This window comes from Pseudomonas oryzihabitans (assembly GCF_007665395.1).
Taxonomy (GTDB): Bacteria; Pseudomonadota; Gammaproteobacteria; order Pseudomonadales; family Pseudomonadaceae; genus Chryseomonas; species Chryseomonas psychrotolerans_C.
Map to the genome: position 1 here is coordinate 168,269 of NZ_VDND01000006.1, position 15,782 is coordinate 184,050.

The following is a 15,782-nucleotide window of genomic DNA, read 5'->3' on the forward strand; positions in this document are numbered from 1 at the left end:
AGATCGTAGGTTGGGTTGAGCGGGAGCGAAGCCCAACATTGCGAGACTTCAAACCTTCACCTTGGGGGGTATGGGCCCCTAGCTGTTTATCGAGTGCTTTGATGGTTCTTGTTTCGCCCACCCGGGCGAGTCACTTTTGCCAGTCGCGGCTGCGCGCCCCGGACTACGCGTCCCGGACAAAAGTAAGCAAAAACGCTTGCCCCGATCATCCGGCCCTCCGCTGCGCTGCGGGTGACTCGCGTTGCTCGCCCTTCGGACCAGCCTACGGCTGTTACTTCGCTACGCTACGTTTCGCTCACGCCAGCGCCGTTCCGGGGTCGGCCTACACGGGCCGTCCATGGCCCGTTAGGCCTCTCGCCGCATCCCTGCGGCTCGACTCACTCCACGACCCTAGCGTTCGTCCTCCTGAACGGGGCGATTCGCCAGCCTGAAAGTTTTGGTTGAATAACCTTCAACCCGTAGCGTGGACAACGGCGAAGCCTTGTCCACAGGTTGATTCGGTGCCCAACAGTGGAAAGCGCTGCGCGATTTTCCACGCTACGACCTTGACGCTACTGGAATCGCGGCCATGGGCCGCTCCTACGGGATATCCGGCTACTGTAGGAGCGGCCCATGGCCGCGATAAAGACAGTTGCTTCGGCAGTTAAAGGCTGCCAGTGGAAAACGCTCTGCGGTTTTACACGTTACAGATCCTATGAACACCCAAGCATCAGGCTGGCGCCCCGTCCCCGTCCCCGTCCCCGTCAGTGAGGCCGAGTGCAGGTGTCGCGGAGGGGGATGCGAGGCAGGAGGCCCCTTCGTGCCGTGCCTCTGGAGCGGCGCCGGAACGAGGGGACCCGAAGTGCAGCGGAGGGCCGAAACGTGGGGTGTGCTTTCTTTTGCTTACTTTTCTTTGCGCCGGGCGGCGATCCGCAAGCAAAGAAAAGTGAGTCGCCCGGGTGGGCGAAACAAGAAACATCAGCAAAGCACGATGAACAGCCAGGGCACTCACAAAACCTAAGGTGCAGAGTTGCACGCGCAACCGTCGGGCTTCGCTCCCGCTCAACCCAACCTACAAAAAATCAGCGAACGCTCAACTTGTACCCCACCCGCTCCAGCCACTGGGCTTCCAGTTCGAAGTCGGCCTGCGTCAGGGGATTCTCCGCCAGCCAGCCATCGGGGAATTGCACGTCCAGGCTGCGCTCGCCGGCGCTGAGCTGGACGTCCGGGATGCTCTTGTGGCGGATGTGGTGGAAGAGGATGGCGAAGCGCAGCAGCAGGGTCAGGCGCAGCAGCGGTTCGCCTTCCGGGCCCAGCTCCTGCAGGCGTTCCTGGGGGATGTTGCGCCGGTGGCCGCGCACCAGCAGCGCCAGGGCCTGCTGGTCGCGGCGGGAGAAGCCGGGCAGGTCCGAGTGCTCGATCAGGTAGGCGCCGTGCTTGTGGTACTGGTAGTGGGCGATGTCCAGGCCGACGCCGTGCAGCCGGGCGGCCCAGCGCAGCAGCTCGGCGTGGTTCTCGTCGGTCAGGCCCCAGGCGCTGGCGACCTGCGCCAGGGACTTGAGGGCGCGCTTCTCCACCCGCTCGGCGTGGCGCTGATCGACGTGGTAGCGCTCGGCCAGGCCCTTGAGGGTGCGCTCGCGCACGTCCTCGTGGCTGTGCCGGCCGATCATGTCGTAGAGCACCCCTTCGCGCAGGGCGCCTTCGGAGAGGTGGATCTCCTGCAGCTCCAGGGCCTTGAACAGGGCCTCGAGGATGGCCAGGCCGCCGGGCAGGATGGCGCGGCGATCCGGCTTCACGCCGTCGATGTTGAGCAGGTTGATGTCGCCCTGCTTGAGCAGCTTGCGCTTGAGCCACTCGATACCGTCCGGGGTGATCTCGCCATTGCCACGGCCGGCCGCCTGGATCGCCAGGGCCACCGCGCGGATGGTGCCGGAGGCGCCGAGCGCCTGGTGCCAGCCCATCTCGCGCAGGCCCTGATCGATGTTCATCAGCTCCAGGCGCGCGGCGGTGTAGGCGCGGGCGTATTGGGCCGCGGTGATCTTGCCGTCGGCGAAGAACCTCTTGGTGAAGCTGACGCAGCCCATCTGCAGACTCTCGCGCTGCAGGGTCTCGAAGCGCTGGCCGATGATGAATTCGGTACTGCCGCCGCCGATGTCGGTCACCAGTCGGCGTCCGGGCACGTCGGGCATGGAGTGGGAGACGCCCAGGTAGATGAGGCGCGCCTCCTCGCGACCGGAGATGACCTCCACCGCATGGCCGAGCACGGCTTCGGCGCGCTGGATGAATTCGGCGCGATTGCGCGCCTCGCGCAGGGCATTGGTGCCCACTACCCGCACGGTACCGCGCGGCATGCCGGCGATCAGCTGGGCGAAGCGGCGCAGGCAGTCGAGGCCACGCTGGATGGCTTCTTCGCTGAGCAGGCGCGACTCGTCGAGGCCGGCGGCCAGCTGGATCTTCTCGCCCAACCGCTCAAGGATGCGGATCTCCCCGTGGAAGTTGCGCGCCCGGACGATATGGAAGCTGTTCGAGCCCAGGTCGATGGCGGCGATCAGTTCGTGGGGTTCGGCTGGCGAAGGCTGCATCTGGAGGCTCTCGGCGATAAACCGCGCCATCGTGCCAGCTAGCCGGTGACAGCTTCAAGCGCACAGCGGTTACGGTTGCGCAAAGTGGCAGAAAAAATAGGGTTTTTCCGCCTCAGGAGGCCACCTGGCCAATGAACTGGGCCAGCTCCGGCGTCTGCGGGCGGGCGAACAGCTCCTGGGGATGACCGCTCTCGTGGACCTTGCCCTGGTGCATGAACACCAGCTTGTCGCCCACCTCGCGAGCGAACCTCATCTCATGGGTGACCATGATCAGCGTCATGCCCTCGCTGGCCAGCTGCTTGACCACCGCCAGCACCTCGTTGACCAGCTCCGGGTCCAGCGCCGAGGTGATCTCGTCGCATAGCAGCACCCTGGGCGACATCGCCAGGGCGCGGGCGATGGCCACCCGCTGCTGCTGGCCGCCGGACAGCCGATCCGGATAGCTGTCGAACTTCTCGCCCAGGCCGACCCGGTCGAGCATCTGCCGGGCCAGGGCGCGGGCTTCGTCCTTGCTGGTCTTCTTCACCACCTGGGGCGCCAGCATGACGTTCTCGCCCACGGTGAGGTGGGGGAAGAGGTTGAACTGCTGGAAGACCATGCCGACCTTCTGCCGCAGCGACCTCAGGTTGACCCGGGCGGCGTCCAGGTATTCGCCGTCCACCTCGATGACGCCGTCGTTGATCGATTCCAGGCCGTTCAAGGTGCGCAGCAGGGTGCTCTTGCCCGAGCCGCTCTTGCCGATGATGGCCACCACCTGGCCTTCCTCGACGGTCAGGTCGATGCCCTTGAGCACATGGTGATTGCCATAGTGTTTGTGCAGGGCGGTCACTCTAAGCAGCGGCATGCAGTCTCCTTTCCAGCCAGCGGGCGGCCAGCGACAGCGGGTAGCAGAGGATGAAGTAGCCCAGGGCGGCGAGGCCATAGACGGTGAAGGGCTGGTAGGTGGCATTGGCGAGCATGCCGCCGATCTTGGTCAGTTCGGTGAAGCCGATGATGGAGGTCACCGCCGTGCCCTTGACCACCTGCACCGAGAAGCCCACGGTGGGAGCCACGGCGATGCGCAGGGCCTGCGGCAGGATGACGTGGCGCAGCTGTTCGAAACGGGTCAGCGCCAGGCTTTCCGAGGCTTCCCACTGGCCGTGGGGAATGGCCTCGACGCAACCGCGCCAGATCTCGGCGAGGTAGGCGCTGGTGAACAGCGTCAGGGCCACGCCGGCCGCCAGCCAGGCGGGGATTTCCAGGCCCAGCAGCGAGATGCCGAAGAACACCAGGAACAGCTGCATCAGCAGCGGCGTGCCCTGGAACAGCTCGATGTGCAGCTTGGCCAGCAGCCGGGGCGCCTGCAGCGGCGACAGCCGCGCCCAGAGCACCAGCAGGCCGGCCAGGCCGCCGCCGGCGAAGGCCGCCAGCGACAGGATGAGGGTCCAGTACAGCCCGGTGCCCAGGTTGCGGACGATATCCCAGAGGGTGAAGTCCATCAGCGGCCTCCCTGGATGAAGCGCCGACCGATCCAGTGCAGCAGCTGGCGCACGCCGATGGCCATGACCAGGTAGAGCAGGGTGGTCAGCAGGTAGGTTTCGAAGGCGCGGAAATTGCGCGACTGGATGAAGTTGGCGGCGAAGGTCAGTTCCTCGGTGGAGATCTGCGAGCAGACCGCCGAGCCGAGCATCACGATCACCACCTGGCTCGACAGCGCCGGCCAGACCTTGGCCAGGGCGGGCCTGAGGATCACGTGGCGGAAGGTCTCGGCGCGGGTCATGGCCAGCGCCGCGGCGGCTTCCAGCTGACCGCGGGGCACCGCCTGGATGCCGGCGCGGATGATTTCCGTGGAATAGGCGCCCAGGTTGATCACCATGGCCAGTACCGCCGCCTGCCATTCGCTGATGTGCACGCCCAGCGAGGGCAGGCCGAAGAAGATGAAGAACAGCTGGATCAGGAAGGGCGTGTTGCGGATCAGTTCGACGTAGATTCCGAACACCCGGTCGAAGGGTTTGAGCCGCCAGGCGCGGCAGACCGCGCCCAGAATGCCCAGCGTGATCCCCAGGACCGCACCGATGGCGGTCAGCTCCAGGGTGAACAGGGCGCCCTTGAGCAGCAGGTCACCCTGCTGCAGTACCGGCTGGAAGTCGAACTGATAGGCCATGCCTTACATGTCCTTGGGCAGCGGCTGGCCCAGCCACTTCTCGGCCTGGCGATCCAGGCTGCCATCGGCGCGGGCGGCGTCGAGGATGCCGTCCAGCTTGGCCTTCAGCGCCGGCTCGTTCTTGGCCAGGCCGATATAGTTGGGCGAATTCTTCAGGGTGATCTTCATCTCCGGGGCGCGCTCGGGCTTCTTCTCGGCGATGGAGGCCATCACCGAGCTGCCGCTGGCGATGAATTCGGTCTGGCCGGCGAGGTAGGCGGCGATGGTGGCGTTGTTGTCCTCGAAACGCTTGATCACCGCGTCCTTGGGCGCCACCTTGCTCAGCTCCATGTCCTCGATGCCGCCGCGGGTCACGGCGATGGTCTTGCCGGCCAGCTCCTCGGGCTTGCTCAGGGTGCTGCCCTTGGCGCCGAAGACGCCGAGGAAGAAGGGCGCATAGGGCTTGCTGAAGTCGATGACCTGCTCGCGCTCGGGATTCTTGCCCAGGCTGGAGATGACCATGTCCACCTTGCCGGTGGTCAGGAAGGGAATGCGGTTGGTGCTGGTGACCGGCGTCAGCGCCAGCTTGACCCCCAGCTTGTCGGCCACCAGCTGGGCGGTGTCGATGTCCAGGCCACGCGGCTTGAGGTCCGGACCCACGGTACCGAAGGGCGGGAAGTCCTGGGGCACGGCGATGCGTACCGTGCCGCGCTGCTGGATATCGGCCAGCTGATCGGCCTGGGCGGGGGCGTGCAGGGCGGTCAGGCCCAGGGCGAACAAGGAGAGGGCGGTCCAGCGCTTGAGCATGAGGAGACTCCGGAAGCAGGATGGGATGGCTCTGCCCAGTGCATTTCATGTGCCAGCCGCACCTGGGGTGCCCACAGAAGGCGTCAGGCCTGGGGATTGGTCTTACTGGTCTGAACAGTTGGCGGATGGACATCGACTTCTTTGCACGCGGCGTGAGCCGCTTTGGTGCGCGGCTCTCGCCCCGTGCTCCGGGATGGGGCCGCGCTTGAACTGCGCGGAAAATCGGCATAAAAGGCGAACTTCCGGACTGACTGGCCTGACCACGCCATGCCCCTCGCTGCCACCCGCGCCGTACCCCAATATGCCGTCGATGCCATTCGCCGGCTGATCGAGACCGAAGGCTATGCGCCCGGTGCGGCCCTGCCGGCGCAACGCGAGTTGGCCGAGCGCCTGGGCGTCAGTCGCGCCTCCCTGCGCGAGGCGCTGTCCACCCTCAGTGCCCTGGGCCTGGTCAGCGTCCAGCCCGGGCGTGGCGTCTACGTGCAGGCGGCGACCGGCGCGGCGGAGGGGCAGTGGCCCTTCGCCGACGAGGTGACGGCGGCCCACGTCTTCCAGTTGCGCTTCGCCCTGGAAGGCTTCGCCGCGGGACTGGCCGCCGTGACCCTGAGCCCGGCCGACCTGGACCGACTGGACGACAACCTCGGCGCCCTGCACCGGGCGCTGCGGGCCAACGAGCTGGAGCAGGCGGCCGTGCTGGATTTCGATTTCCATCGCCAGTTGCTGCTGGCGGCGGACAACCCGACCATGCTCGCGGTCATCACCACCAGTCCGGAGCGCTTCCACGAGAGTCAGAAACTGCCCTTCGTCCGCCCCGAGCGGGCGCTGGAGACCTGGCAGGAGCACCGGCGCATCCTGCGGGCCCTGACCCGGCGCTCGCCGGCGGCCGCGCAGAAGGCCATGCGCGAACATATCCGCAATGCGGCGCTGCGCAGCGGAACCCCCTTCCCGGTGCCCGCTGTCTAATATCAATACCCGTCATAGCCACCATCAATGTTCGAATGCTTTCGAAGTGGCGGCCGCAGGGCTATCATGGCGGTACTTCAAGTCGCACCCGAATTCGGAGAGAGTCAATGAGCGAATACATCACCAACGTCAGCGACGCCAGCTTCGAGCAGGACGTGCTCAAGTCTGACAGCCCCGTGCTGGTCGACTACTGGGCCGAATGGTGCGGTCCGTGCAAGATGATTGCCCCCGTGCTGGACGAGATCGCCAAGGACTACCAAGGCAAGCTCAAGGTCTGCAAGCTGAACATCGACGAAAACCAGGACACCCCGCCCAAGTACGGCGTGCGTGGCATCCCGACCCTGATGCTGTTCAAGAACGGCGCGGTCGAGGCCACCAAGGTCGGTGCCCTGTCCAAGTCGCAACTGGCCGCCTTCCTCGACGCCAACGTCTAAGCGTCCAGCCGAAAGCCCCGCCACGCGGGGCTTTTTTCTGCCTGGACGGCTGGACGCGCACCGGGGTAGGTGCTAGATTCCAGCCCACGACCCCAGCTAGCGGGTCGTCTTCTCATCTGCTGTAGCCGTCTGTTCTCCTCTTCAGAACACATCCCGCGACGCTAATCTCGCATCCGGCCGCTCAGCTCGAATCCCTCCTTCGCCTCTTCTCACGTCAACATACGTCTATGAATCTGACCGAACTCAAGCAAAAGCCCATCACGGAACTGTTGGAAATGGCGGATGCCGCGGGCTTGGAAAACATGGCCCGGTCCCGCAAGCAGGACATCATCTTCGCGCTGCTCAAGAAGCATGCGAAAGGTGGCGACGAGATTTCCGGAGATGGCGTGCTGGAGATACTGCAGGACGGCTTCGGCTTCCTGCGTAGCGCCGACTCCTCCTACCTGGCCGGCCCCGACGACATCTATGTCTCGCCCAGCCAGATTCGCCGCTTCAACCTGCGCACCGGCGACACCATCATCGGCAAGATTCGCCCGCCGAAAGAAGGCGAGCGCTACTTCGCGCTGCTCAAGGTCGACACCATCAACTTCGACCGTCCGGAAAACGCCAAGAACAAGGTGCTGTTCGAGAACCTCACGCCCCTGTTCCCCAACAAGCGCCTAACCATGGAAGCCGGCAACGGCTCCACCGAAGACCTCACCGGTCGGGTCATCGACCTCTGCGCCCCCATCGGCAAGGGCCAGCGCGGCCTGATCGTCGCGCCGCCCAAGGCGGGCAAGACCATCATGCTGCAGAACATCGCGGCCAACATCACCCGCAACAATCCCGAGTGCTACCTCATCGTGCTGCTCATCGACGAGCGTCCCGAGGAAGTGACCGAGATGCAGCGCACCGTGCGCGGCGAAGTGGTGGCCTCCACCTTCGACGAGCCGCCGACCCGCCACGTGCAGGTCGCCGACATGGTGATCGAGAAGGCCAAGCGCCTGGTTGAGCACAAGAAGGACGTGGTCATCCTGCTGGACTCCATCACCCGCCTGGCGCGGGCCTACAACACCGTGATCCCCAGCTCCGGCAAGGTGCTCACCGGTGGTGTCGACGCCCACGCCCTGGAGAAGCCCAAGCGCTTCTTCGGCGCCGCCCGTAACATCGAGGAAGGCGGCAGCCTGACCATCATCGCCACCGCGCTGGTGGAAACCGGCTCGAAGATGGACGAGGTGATCTACGAGGAATTCAAGGGTACCGGCAATATGGAGTTGCCCTTGGAGCGCCGCATCGCCGAGAAGCGCGTCTTCCCGGCCATCAACATCAACAAGTCCGGCACCCGCCGCGAAGAGCTGCTCACCGATGAGGAAGAGCTGTCGCGGATGTGGATTCTGCGCAAGATCCTACATCCGATGGATGAGATCGCCGCCATCGAATTCATGCTCGACAAGTTGCGCCAGACCAAGACCAACAACGAGTTCTTCGACTCGATGAAGCGCAGCAAGTAAGGCGCTTGAGCAGGAAAGGCCGGGTTATCCCGGCCTTTCGCGTTTCTGGTCGGCGGCTTTCTCGTCCGCCGGGCAAACCGGTAGACTGCTGGACTTTCCCGAGCGTCGAAGAGGCCGCATGCAATACCGAGATCTGCGTGACTTCATCCGCAGCCTGGAGCAGCGTGGTGAATTGAAGCGCGTGACCGCCCCGGTCTCGCCGATCCTCGAAATGACCGAAATCTGCGACCGCACCCTGCGCAAGCAGGGCCCGGCGCTGCTGTTCGAGAATCCCGTGGGCTTTTCCATGCCCGTGCTGGGCAACCTCTTCGGCACGCCGCAGCGCGTGGCCCTGGGCATGGGCGCCGAGGACGTCGGCGCCCTGCGCGAGATCGGCAAGCTGCTGGCCTTCCTCAAGGAGCCCGAGCCGCCGAAGGGCTTGAAGGACGCCTGGTCCAAGCTGCCGATCTACAAGAAGGTCATCAGCATGGCGCCCAAGGTGTTCAAGGACGCGCCTTGCCAGGAGGTGATCGAGGAGGGCGAGGCGGTCGACCTGGGCCGGCTGCCGATCCAGCACTGCTGGCCGGGCGACGTGGCGCCGCTGATCACCTGGGGCCTGACCGTCACCCGCGGCCCCAACAAGGAGCGCCAGAACCTCGGTATCTATCGCCAGCAGGTGATCGGCCGCAACAAGCTGATCATGCGCTGGCTGAGCCATCGTGGCGGCGCCCTGGATTTCCGCGAGTGGTGCCAGAAGCATCCGGGCCAGCCCTATCCGGTGGCGGTGGCCCTGGGCGCCGATCCGGCCACCATCCTCGGCGCCGTGACCCCGGTGCCCGACACCCTCTCCGAGTACGCCTTCGCCGGTCTGCTGCGCGGCAGTCGCAGCGAACTGGTCAAGTGCGTGGGCAATGACCTGCAGGTGCCGGCCAGCGCGGAAATCGTGCTGGAAGGCGTCATCCATCCGGGCGAGATGGCGCCGGAAGGTCCCTATGGAGACCACACCGGCTACTACAACGAGGTCGATACCTTCCCGGTGTTCACCGTGGAGCGCATCACCCGCCGCCGCGATCCCATCTACCACAGCACCTACACCGGGCGGCCGCCAGACGAGCCGGCCATCCTCGGCGTGGCGCTCAACGAAGTCTTCGTTCCCATCCTGCAGAAGCAGTTTCCCGAGATCGTCGACTTCTACCTGCCGCCGGAAGGCTGCTCCTACCGCATGGCGGTAGTGACCATCAAGAAGCAGTACCCCGGGCACGCCAAGCGGGTGATGCTGGGGGTCTGGTCGTTCCTGCGCCAGTTCATGTACACCAAGTTCGTGATCGTTACCGACGATGACATCAATGCGCGCGACTGGAACGATGTCATCTGGGCGGTCACCACGCGCATGGACCCCAAGCGCGATACCGTGATGATCGACAACACCCCCATCGACTACCTGGACTTCGCCTCGCCGATCTCCGGGCTGGGCTCGAAGATGGGCCTGGATGCCACCCACAAGTGGCCGGGCGAGACCACGCGGGAGTGGGGGCGGGCGATCGTCAAGGACGACGCCGTGGTCAAACGGGTGGACGAGATGTGGTCCAGTCTCGGGATCGATTAACGGAGACGACGATGAAGGTCACCCTGCAGCCCTCGGGCGCGGTACTGGAAACCCAGCCCGGGGAGGCGATCCTGGCGGCGGCGCAGCGCCTCGGCTACAGCGGGCCGCACAGCTGTCGCAACGGCAATTGCCAGCTCTGCGCGGCGCTGTTGGTGGAAGGCCAGGTCGACCAGCGCGGCCAGGTCGCCGATCAGGGCGAGATCTATGTCTGTGTGGCCGTGCCCCTGACCGATTGCCTGCTGCAGTGGGACGGCGTGCTGGCCCCTGGCGAGTTGCCGGTACGTAAGCTGGCCTGCCAGGTGGTGGCGCTGGATGACGTTGGTGGCGACGTGCGCCGCGTGCGACTGCGCGCCCCGGCCGGACGCCCGCCGCGCTACCACGCCGGGCAATACCTGATGATCGCTCGTGACGACGGCAAGCAGTCGGCCTTTTCCCTGGCGTCGGCGCCGCACCAGGGGCGCGAGCTGGAATTGCATGTCCTGACCCGCGAAGCCAGCAGCCAGGCGCTGCTGGCGCAGCTCGAGCGCCAGGGCATGGCCCAGGTCGAGCTGCCGTATGGCGATGCGCACCTGGCCGAATTGCCCGATGGACCCCTGGTACTGATCGCCGCCGGCACCGGCATGGCGCAGATGCACAGCCTGATCGAGGATGCCCGCACCCGCGGTTTCGCGCACCCGGTGCACCTCTATTGGGGCGCGCGGACACCGGCAGACTTCTATGCCGTCGAGGCCTGGGACGAATGGGCCACGCTACCCAACCTCACCCTCAACCGGGTGGTGAGCGATGCCTGTGGCTGGGAAGGTCGCTGCGGCCTGCTGCACGAAGCGGTACGCGCCGACTTCGCCGACCTGAGCGGCCTGTACGTCTATGCCAGCGGCTCGCCGGCCATGGTCTACGCCACCCTGGATGCCCTGGTGGACGCAGGCATGGACGCGCACCAGATGCGCGCCGACGTCTTCGCCTACGCACCACGCAGCTGAGGCCTGTCGCGGCCTTGGCGCACTGCCGTGGTTGCGATAGGGCTAGTGTGGAAAGCGGTCTTTTTTTAGCTGGGGATTCGTTGCCTGGTCAGCCCCTCACCCCAACCCTCTCCCGCGGGGAGAGGGGGCTGTTCGAGCAGGGGTCATTATCGTTAGCTCAACGGGAACGCTTATTCGAGTCTGAGGTGCCATCCGTGCAGGCTGCTTTTATAGCGGTGAGCACGGTAGGGTGGAAAACGGCGGAGCCTTTTCCGCCTGAAACTCTTCGCCTGCATTGCCCTCACCGCAACCCTCTCCCGCAGGGAGAGGGGGTTGTTCGAGCAGGGGGTCGTTGTCGTTAGCTCAACGAGGACGCTTATTCGAGTCCGCAGTGCCATTTGCGCAGTCGGCTTTTATAGCGGTAAGAGCGGCAGGGTGGAAAACGGCGAGTCCTTTTCCGCCCGACGTCTCGTGTCCGCATCGCCCTCACCCCAACCCTATCCCCAGGGGAGAGGGGGCTGTTTGGATAGGTGCCTGAACCTAAGCCCTCGCCCAGGTCCGACTCAACGCTTGACCTTAAGGAGGGCGACGTCACCCAAGGTGGCACCGCACCGCCCCCTCTCCCTGGGGGAGAGGGCTGGGGTGAGGGCAAGCCGCCGCACCTGTCCACCCGGTCGCTAGCGAGCCTCAGCCCTCGAAGCGCTGCACCCGGGGGCCGCGTTGGCGCAGGTCGGCGAGGCTTTCCGCGCTCAGCGTCCCCACCGCACGATCCAGATCGCGCTGCAGGTCCTTGATCACGGTGGCCAGCGTGGCCTGACATTCCAGGTTGCAGAGGGGAATGGCCTTGGTGACGGTGACCGCGCGTACCGTGTCGGTGACGGTGAATAGCAGGGTGCGGTCGGCGCGGCGGGGGACGGCCAGGCAGGAGTGCGGACTGAAGGCGGTGATCAAGGTATCTATGGCGTTTTGCATGGGCAGGTCGTCCTTGGCGTGACCGTGAAAGCGTCCGAGTCAGACGGTCCGGCGGCGGCAAAGGTTCAGTCGCAGAGGGGTTAGCGCCGGCCTTTCGGCCTGGGTCCCGTGGCGCTCCTCATGTCCGCTGGTCCGTCGAGCCGATGGCCAGCCCGCAAAACCTGGCTTTCGCACTCTGTCCACCTGACCATCCCACCCTTTAGCTGTGGACAAGCCCGGCACGGTGCCATCCATCCCCGGCCTTTGACGTCCACGCCCCGCTGCGGCAGAGTGCGCGCCCTTTCGTGGTGCGGAGTCGGCAATGAATGCGGTGGTGGTAGCGGTAGGGCTCATGCTGGTCTTGAGCCTGGCCCGGGTGCACGTGGTGGTGGCGATGATCGCTGGCGCGGTGGCGGGTGGCCTGGTCGGTGGCCTCGGGCTGGAGGGTACCCTGCTGGCCTTCAACGCCGGCCTCGGCAATGGCGCCAAGGTGGCACTCTCCTATGCGCTGCTGGGCGCCTTCGCCGTGGCCATCAGCCAATCCGGCCTGGCGCACATGCTGGCCGATCGGGCGCTGGCCTTGATGGAACGTCAGGCCGCCCAGGGCGGACGCTCGCTGCGCTGGGCGCTGCTCGGGTTGCTGCTGGCGGTATCCATCGCCTCGCAGAACATCCTGCCCATCCATATCGCCTTCATCCCGCTGCTGGTGCCGCCGCTGCTCTATGTACTGACGCGCCTGGAGCTGGACCGGCGGCGGCTGTCCTGTGTCATGACCTTCGGCCTGATCGCGCCCTACATGTTCCTGCCGGTTGGCTTCGGCAGCCTCTACCTGCACGACATCCTGCTCGCCAGCGTGTCCCGCGCCGGGGTGGACGTGAGCGGCGTGGATCCCAGCCGGGCCATGTTGCTGCCCGCCCTGGGCATGGTGGTCGGGCTGCTGCTGGCGGTGTTCGTCAGCTACCGCCGGCCGCGCCGCTACGACCTCAGCCTGGTGGCGCGCACCGAGCGGGCCGACCGCCCCTACAACGGCCGGACCCTGCTGGTGGCGCTGATCGCCGTGGTCGCGGCCTTCGGCGTGCAGCTCTGGCTGGATTCCATGATCCTCGGTGCCCTGGTCGGCTTCGTGGTCTTCACCGCCACCGGGGTGGTGCGCTGGCGCGAGGCGGACGACCTGTTCAGCGAGGGCGCGAAGATGATGGCGGTGATCGGCTTCATCATGCTCACCGCCGGCGGCTTCGCCGAGGTGCTCACCGCCACCGGCCAGATCAAGGACCTGGCCGCCACCGCGGCGGGCCTGATCGGCGACAACCGCGCCCTGGGCGCGCTGCTGCTCCTGTTGCTGGGCATGATGGTGACCCTGGGCATCGGTTCGTCCTTTTCCAGCGTGCCCATCCTTGCCGCCATCCTCGGTCCGCTGTGCCTGCACCTGGGTTTTTCGCCGCTGGCGATCGTCTGCCTGATCGGTACCGCCGGGGCCCTCGGCGATTCCGGCTCGCCGGCGTCGGATTCGACCCTGGGCCCCACCTCCGGACTCAACGTGGACGGCCAGCACAGCCACATCTGGGACACCGTGGTGCCGTCCTTCCTGCACTTCAGCCTGCCGATGCTGGTGTTCGGCTGGGCGGCGGTGCTGCTGCTGTAACCGGCGATTACCGCCCGGGCGCAAAGCCGCGTCCGGGCCGGTCCAAGGCGTACCGCCCAGGAGTCGCCCATGCCCACCACCGCTTTCCGTATCGAACCCCTGCTCGCCACCGACCTGCCCGCTGCCACCGAGGTGGTCCGCCTGGCCTTCGCCACCTGGATGGGCGCCGCCGAGCCAGGGGAATTCTGGAACGATCGCGACTATGTGCGCAGCCGCTTCGCCGCGCCCCATACCGCCTGGTTCAAGGCGCTGGATGACGAGCGGCTGGTGGGGGTGGTCTGCGTCACTCGCTGGGGCCGGCATGGCATCCTCGGTCCGCTGGCGGTGCACCCGGACTACTGGGACGCCAAGGTGGCCAAGGCGCTGATGGGCGCCGCGGTGGAGCAGCTCGATGCCTGGCGACTGGTCCATGCCGGGCTCTTCACCTTTCCCGACAGTCCGCGTCACCTGGGACTCTACCAAGGGTTCGGCTTCTGGCCGCGGACCCTGACCGCGGTAATGGCGCGTCCGCTGCAGCGGCAACCGGCGCCGGCCGCACGGCGATTGTCCCAGGCAGAGGACCCTGGCCCGCTATTGGCAGCCTGTGCCGAGTTGGGCGCGGCCAATGCGCCCGGGCTTGACGTCTCCGCCGAGATGGCGACGGTACGCGATCAGCAGCTGGGCGAGAGTCTCGTCGTGCTGGATGAAGAGGGGCAGGCGGAGGGCTTCGCCGTCTGCCATTTCGGTCCGCGCAGCGAGGCCGGTAGCGGGGTCTGCTACCTGAAATGCGGGGCCGTCCGGCCGGGCGCCGAGGCGGCAGCCCGCTTCGCCCGGCTGATCGCCGCCTGTGACGAGCTGGCGCGGGAGCAGGGGCAGCAGCGCCTGCTGGCGGGGGTCAACACCGCGCGGCTAGGCGCCTACCAGTGGCTGCTGGCGGCCGGTTTTCGCAGCGAGATCCTCGGCATCACCCTGCACCGTGGCGAGGCGCATTACGATCATCCCGAGGTCTGGCTGCTGGACGACTGGCGCTAGGCGTTGTCGGCGGCGGCCTTCTTGCGCGACCGGCTGCGCGGCTTGGGTGCTGGCGGGGCGACGCTGCTCTGGATGCCGCCGACCTGGGTCAGGTTGTCGTCGGGCTGATCTTCCAGTTCGCGGTTGGCGCGAAACCAGTGTTCGAAATCCTGGCCGTGCGGACGGCCTTCGCGTTCCCAGATTTCATAGGCGCGTTGGCGGATACGGTCTTCGAGACTCATGGGGCTGACTCCAGGCAGAAGGGCAGGGGGAGTGGATGGCAGATCCGCTCCCTACCCAGACTAGGCTGGCGGCGGTCGGGAAAGTTTCTGCCCGAGCGAGACGCCTCCACACGGCGCCGCCGCTTGCGCCGCTCTGGCAAGGCCTTCTCTGCCAGGTGACCGTTCGTCGGTGCTGGCTAGCCGAGCCACGCCCGCCGATAGGCCCCCGGCGCTACCCCATAGGCCTGCTTGAATTGCCGAGTGAGATGGCTCTGGTCGGCGAAGCCCAGCTGCAGGGCCACCTCCAGCGGCGCCCAGCCGGCACGCAGCAGGCCCTGGGCGCGGGTCAGGCGTTGCTGCTTGAGCCAGGCATGGGGCGGCAGGCCGGTCGCGCGGCGAAACACCCGCAGGAAATGAAAGGGCGATAGCCCCACCGCCTGGGCCAGCTCTTCGAGGCTGGGCGGCTGTTGCAGGCGCTGGCCGAGCAGCTCCCGGGCCCGCAGCACGGCCAGGGGTTCGCGCCCCGGCTCCGGGACGGCGCCAAGACTGGCATGGCGGCTGAAGAGCAGCAGCAGGGCCTCGCGCCAGGCGGTCTGCTGTTCCAGGGCCTCGGCGCCCTGGTCGGCCAGGCGATGCAGCTGGCTGAAGGCCGCGCTCACCTGGGGATCCTGCAAGACGCTGGTGGCGAAGGCCGGGGTGGCATCGAGGGGGCGTCCCAGTTCGGCGAACACGGGTCCCAGCTGCGCCAGCGTCGGATAGAAACCGCGGTACTGCCAGCCTTCCGCCACCGCCGTAGCCCCGGTGTGCAACTCGTCCGGATTGATCAGCACCATGCTGCCGGCCGCCGCCAGGTGCTCGGCGCCGCGATGGCGAAAGCGCTGGGCACCGCGCTCGATCACGGTGAACACATAGCCCTCGTGGACATGGGGGGCGAAGCGCTGGCGCCGATACTGGGCGTGCAGCAGCTCGACGCCGCCCAACCCGCGGGCGGACCAGAGGCGGGCGTTTTCTTGGGGTTCTTTCATCACGTTCCCGTGGCGCCAGACGCGGGCCTGGT

15 protein-coding genes are annotated in these 15,782 nt (G+C 66.5%); 7 read left to right on the top strand and 8 right to left on the bottom strand.

Annotated elements, in window-relative coordinates; genetic code table 11:
- Window positions 1-1,061: 1,061 nt before the first annotated feature.
- The 5 genes from ppx to FSV73_RS14460 form a co-directional block, all read right to left on the bottom strand.
- Window positions 1,062-2,561, bottom strand: coding sequence for an exopolyphosphatase (ppx, locus tag FSV73_RS14440; protein ID WP_145008545.1), 1,500 nt, complete (start codon window positions 2,559-2,561; stop codon window positions 1,062-1,064).
- 112 nt (window positions 2,562-2,673) lie between these two features.
- Entirely contained in the window at window positions 2,674-3,405 is a 732-nt protein-coding gene (locus tag FSV73_RS14445) for an amino acid ABC transporter ATP-binding protein (RefSeq protein WP_145008546.1), read from the bottom strand.
- Complete coding sequence (locus FSV73_RS14450; RefSeq protein ID WP_186309242.1) at window positions 3,392-4,042, bottom strand: amino acid ABC transporter permease; 651 nt, start codon at window positions 4,040-4,042, stop codon at window positions 3,392-3,394. Before FSV73_RS14450 ends, FSV73_RS14445 begins: the two co-directional genes overlap by 14 nt.
- The gene (locus tag FSV73_RS14455) at window positions 4,039-4,704 is read right to left on the bottom strand and encodes an amino acid ABC transporter permease (protein WP_145008548.1); all 666 of its coding nucleotides are present in this window, start codon (window positions 4,702-4,704) and stop codon (window positions 4,039-4,041) included. The genes FSV73_RS14450 and FSV73_RS14455 overlap by 4 nt, the downstream gene beginning before the upstream one ends.
- A gap of 3 nt (window positions 4,705-4,707) precedes the next feature.
- Window positions 4,708-5,490: a transporter substrate-binding domain-containing protein gene (locus FSV73_RS14460; RefSeq protein WP_145008549.1), complete on the bottom strand. Its 783-nt coding sequence runs from the start codon at window positions 5,488-5,490 to the stop codon at window positions 4,708-4,710.
- 267 nt (window positions 5,491-5,757) lie between these two features.
- Between FSV73_RS14460 and FSV73_RS14465 the strand changes: the two genes are divergently transcribed.
- The 5 genes from FSV73_RS14465 (at window position 5,758) to FSV73_RS14485 (ending at window position 10,942) form a co-directional block, all read left to right on the top strand.
- A complete protein-coding gene (locus FSV73_RS14465) occupies window positions 5,758-6,453 on the top strand; it encodes a FadR/GntR family transcriptional regulator (RefSeq protein WP_145008550.1) in 696 nt (231 codons plus the stop codon).
- Window positions 6,454-6,560: 107 nt separating this feature from the next.
- Window positions 6,561-6,887, top strand: coding sequence for a thioredoxin TrxA (gene trxA, locus FSV73_RS14470; RefSeq protein ID WP_017639417.1), 327 nt, complete (start codon window positions 6,561-6,563; stop codon window positions 6,885-6,887).
- A gap of 227 nt (window positions 6,888-7,114) precedes the next feature.
- Entirely contained in the window at window positions 7,115-8,377 is a 1,263-nt protein-coding gene (rho, locus tag FSV73_RS14475; protein ID WP_145008551.1) for a transcription termination factor Rho, read from the top strand.
- Window positions 8,378-8,495: 118 nt separating this feature from the next.
- Window positions 8,496-9,962: a 4-hydroxy-3-polyprenylbenzoate decarboxylase gene (ubiD, locus tag FSV73_RS14480; protein ID WP_145008552.1), complete on the top strand. Its 1,467-nt coding sequence runs from the start codon at window positions 8,496-8,498 to the stop codon at window positions 9,960-9,962.
- A gap of 11 nt (window positions 9,963-9,973) precedes the next feature.
- Entirely contained in the window at window positions 9,974-10,942 is a 969-nt protein-coding gene (locus FSV73_RS14485) for a CDP-6-deoxy-delta-3,4-glucoseen reductase (protein WP_145008553.1), read from the top strand.
- A gap of 666 nt (window positions 10,943-11,608) precedes the next feature.
- On the opposite strand, the gene FSV73_RS14490 is transcribed toward FSV73_RS14485, so the two are convergent.
- Entirely contained in the window at window positions 11,609-11,893 is a 285-nt protein-coding gene (locus FSV73_RS14490; protein ID WP_145008554.1) for a hypothetical protein, read from the bottom strand.
- Between the two features lie 301 nt (window positions 11,894-12,194).
- Here FSV73_RS14490 and FSV73_RS14495 point away from each other — a divergent pair, with 301 nt between their 5' ends.
- Together FSV73_RS14495 and FSV73_RS14500 are read left to right on the top strand one after the other, a co-directional pair.
- A complete protein-coding gene (locus FSV73_RS14495) occupies window positions 12,195-13,514 on the top strand; it encodes a Na+/H+ antiporter family protein (RefSeq protein WP_145008555.1) in 1,320 nt (439 codons plus the stop codon).
- 69 nt (window positions 13,515-13,583) lie between these two features.
- The gene (locus FSV73_RS14500) at window positions 13,584-14,525 is read left to right on the top strand and encodes a GNAT family N-acetyltransferase (protein ID WP_145008556.1); all 942 of its coding nucleotides are present in this window, start codon (window positions 13,584-13,586) and stop codon (window positions 14,523-14,525) included.
- Here the strand turns inward: FSV73_RS14500 and FSV73_RS14505 are convergent.
- Together FSV73_RS14505 and FSV73_RS14510 are read right to left on the bottom strand one after the other, a co-directional pair.
- The gene (locus tag FSV73_RS14505) at window positions 14,522-14,746 is read right to left on the bottom strand and encodes a DUF2934 domain-containing protein (protein WP_145008557.1); all 225 of its coding nucleotides are present in this window, start codon (window positions 14,744-14,746) and stop codon (window positions 14,522-14,524) included. The two genes, FSV73_RS14500 and FSV73_RS14505, sit on opposite strands and share 4 nt — an antisense overlap.
- 176 nt (window positions 14,747-14,922) lie before the next feature.
- A complete protein-coding gene (locus FSV73_RS14510) occupies window positions 14,923-15,750 on the bottom strand; it encodes an AraC family transcriptional regulator (protein WP_145008558.1) in 828 nt (275 codons plus the stop codon).
- Between the last annotated feature and the right edge of the window lie 32 nt (window positions 15,751-15,782).

What these genes read in the sequence shown, in the direction of transcription:
- rho (WP_145008551.1), top strand. Translation starts at nt 7,115, where the DNA reads ATGAATCTGACCGAACTCAAGCAAAAGCCCATCACGGAACTGTTGGAA.
- FSV73_RS14510 (WP_145008558.1), bottom strand. Translation starts at nt 15,750, where the DNA reads ATGAAAGAACCCCAAGAAAACGCCCGCCTCTGGTCCGCCCGCGGGTTG.
- FSV73_RS14495 (WP_145008555.1), top strand. Translation starts at nt 12,195, where the DNA reads ATGAATGCGGTGGTGGTAGCGGTAGGGCTCATGCTGGTCTTGAGCCTG.
- ubiD (WP_145008552.1), top strand. Translation starts at nt 8,496, where the DNA reads ATGCAATACCGAGATCTGCGTGACTTCATCCGCAGCCTGGAGCAGCGT.
- FSV73_RS14460 (WP_145008549.1), bottom strand. Translation starts at nt 5,490, where the DNA reads ATGCTCAAGCGCTGGACCGCCCTCTCCTTGTTCGCCCTGGGCCTGACC.
- FSV73_RS14485 (WP_145008553.1), top strand. Translation starts at nt 9,974, where the DNA reads ATGAAGGTCACCCTGCAGCCCTCGGGCGCGGTACTGGAAACCCAGCCC.
- FSV73_RS14445 (WP_145008546.1), bottom strand. Translation starts at nt 3,405, where the DNA reads ATGCCGCTGCTTAGAGTGACCGCCCTGCACAAACACTATGGCAATCAC.
- ppx (WP_145008545.1), bottom strand. Translation starts at nt 2,561, where the DNA reads ATGCAGCCTTCGCCAGCCGAACCCCACGAACTGATCGCCGCCATCGAC.
- trxA (WP_017639417.1), top strand. Translation starts at nt 6,561, where the DNA reads ATGAGCGAATACATCACCAACGTCAGCGACGCCAGCTTCGAGCAGGAC.
- FSV73_RS14500 (WP_145008556.1), top strand. Translation starts at nt 13,584, where the DNA reads ATGCCCACCACCGCTTTCCGTATCGAACCCCTGCTCGCCACCGACCTG.
- FSV73_RS14465 (WP_145008550.1), top strand. Translation starts at nt 5,758, where the DNA reads ATGCCCCTCGCTGCCACCCGCGCCGTACCCCAATATGCCGTCGATGCC.
- FSV73_RS14455 (WP_145008548.1), bottom strand. Translation starts at nt 4,704, where the DNA reads ATGGCCTATCAGTTCGACTTCCAGCCGGTACTGCAGCAGGGTGACCTG.
- FSV73_RS14505 (WP_145008557.1), bottom strand. Translation starts at nt 14,746, where the DNA reads ATGAGTCTCGAAGACCGTATCCGCCAACGCGCCTATGAAATCTGGGAA.
- FSV73_RS14490 (WP_145008554.1), bottom strand. Translation starts at nt 11,893, where the DNA reads ATGCAAAACGCCATAGATACCTTGATCACCGCCTTCAGTCCGCACTCC.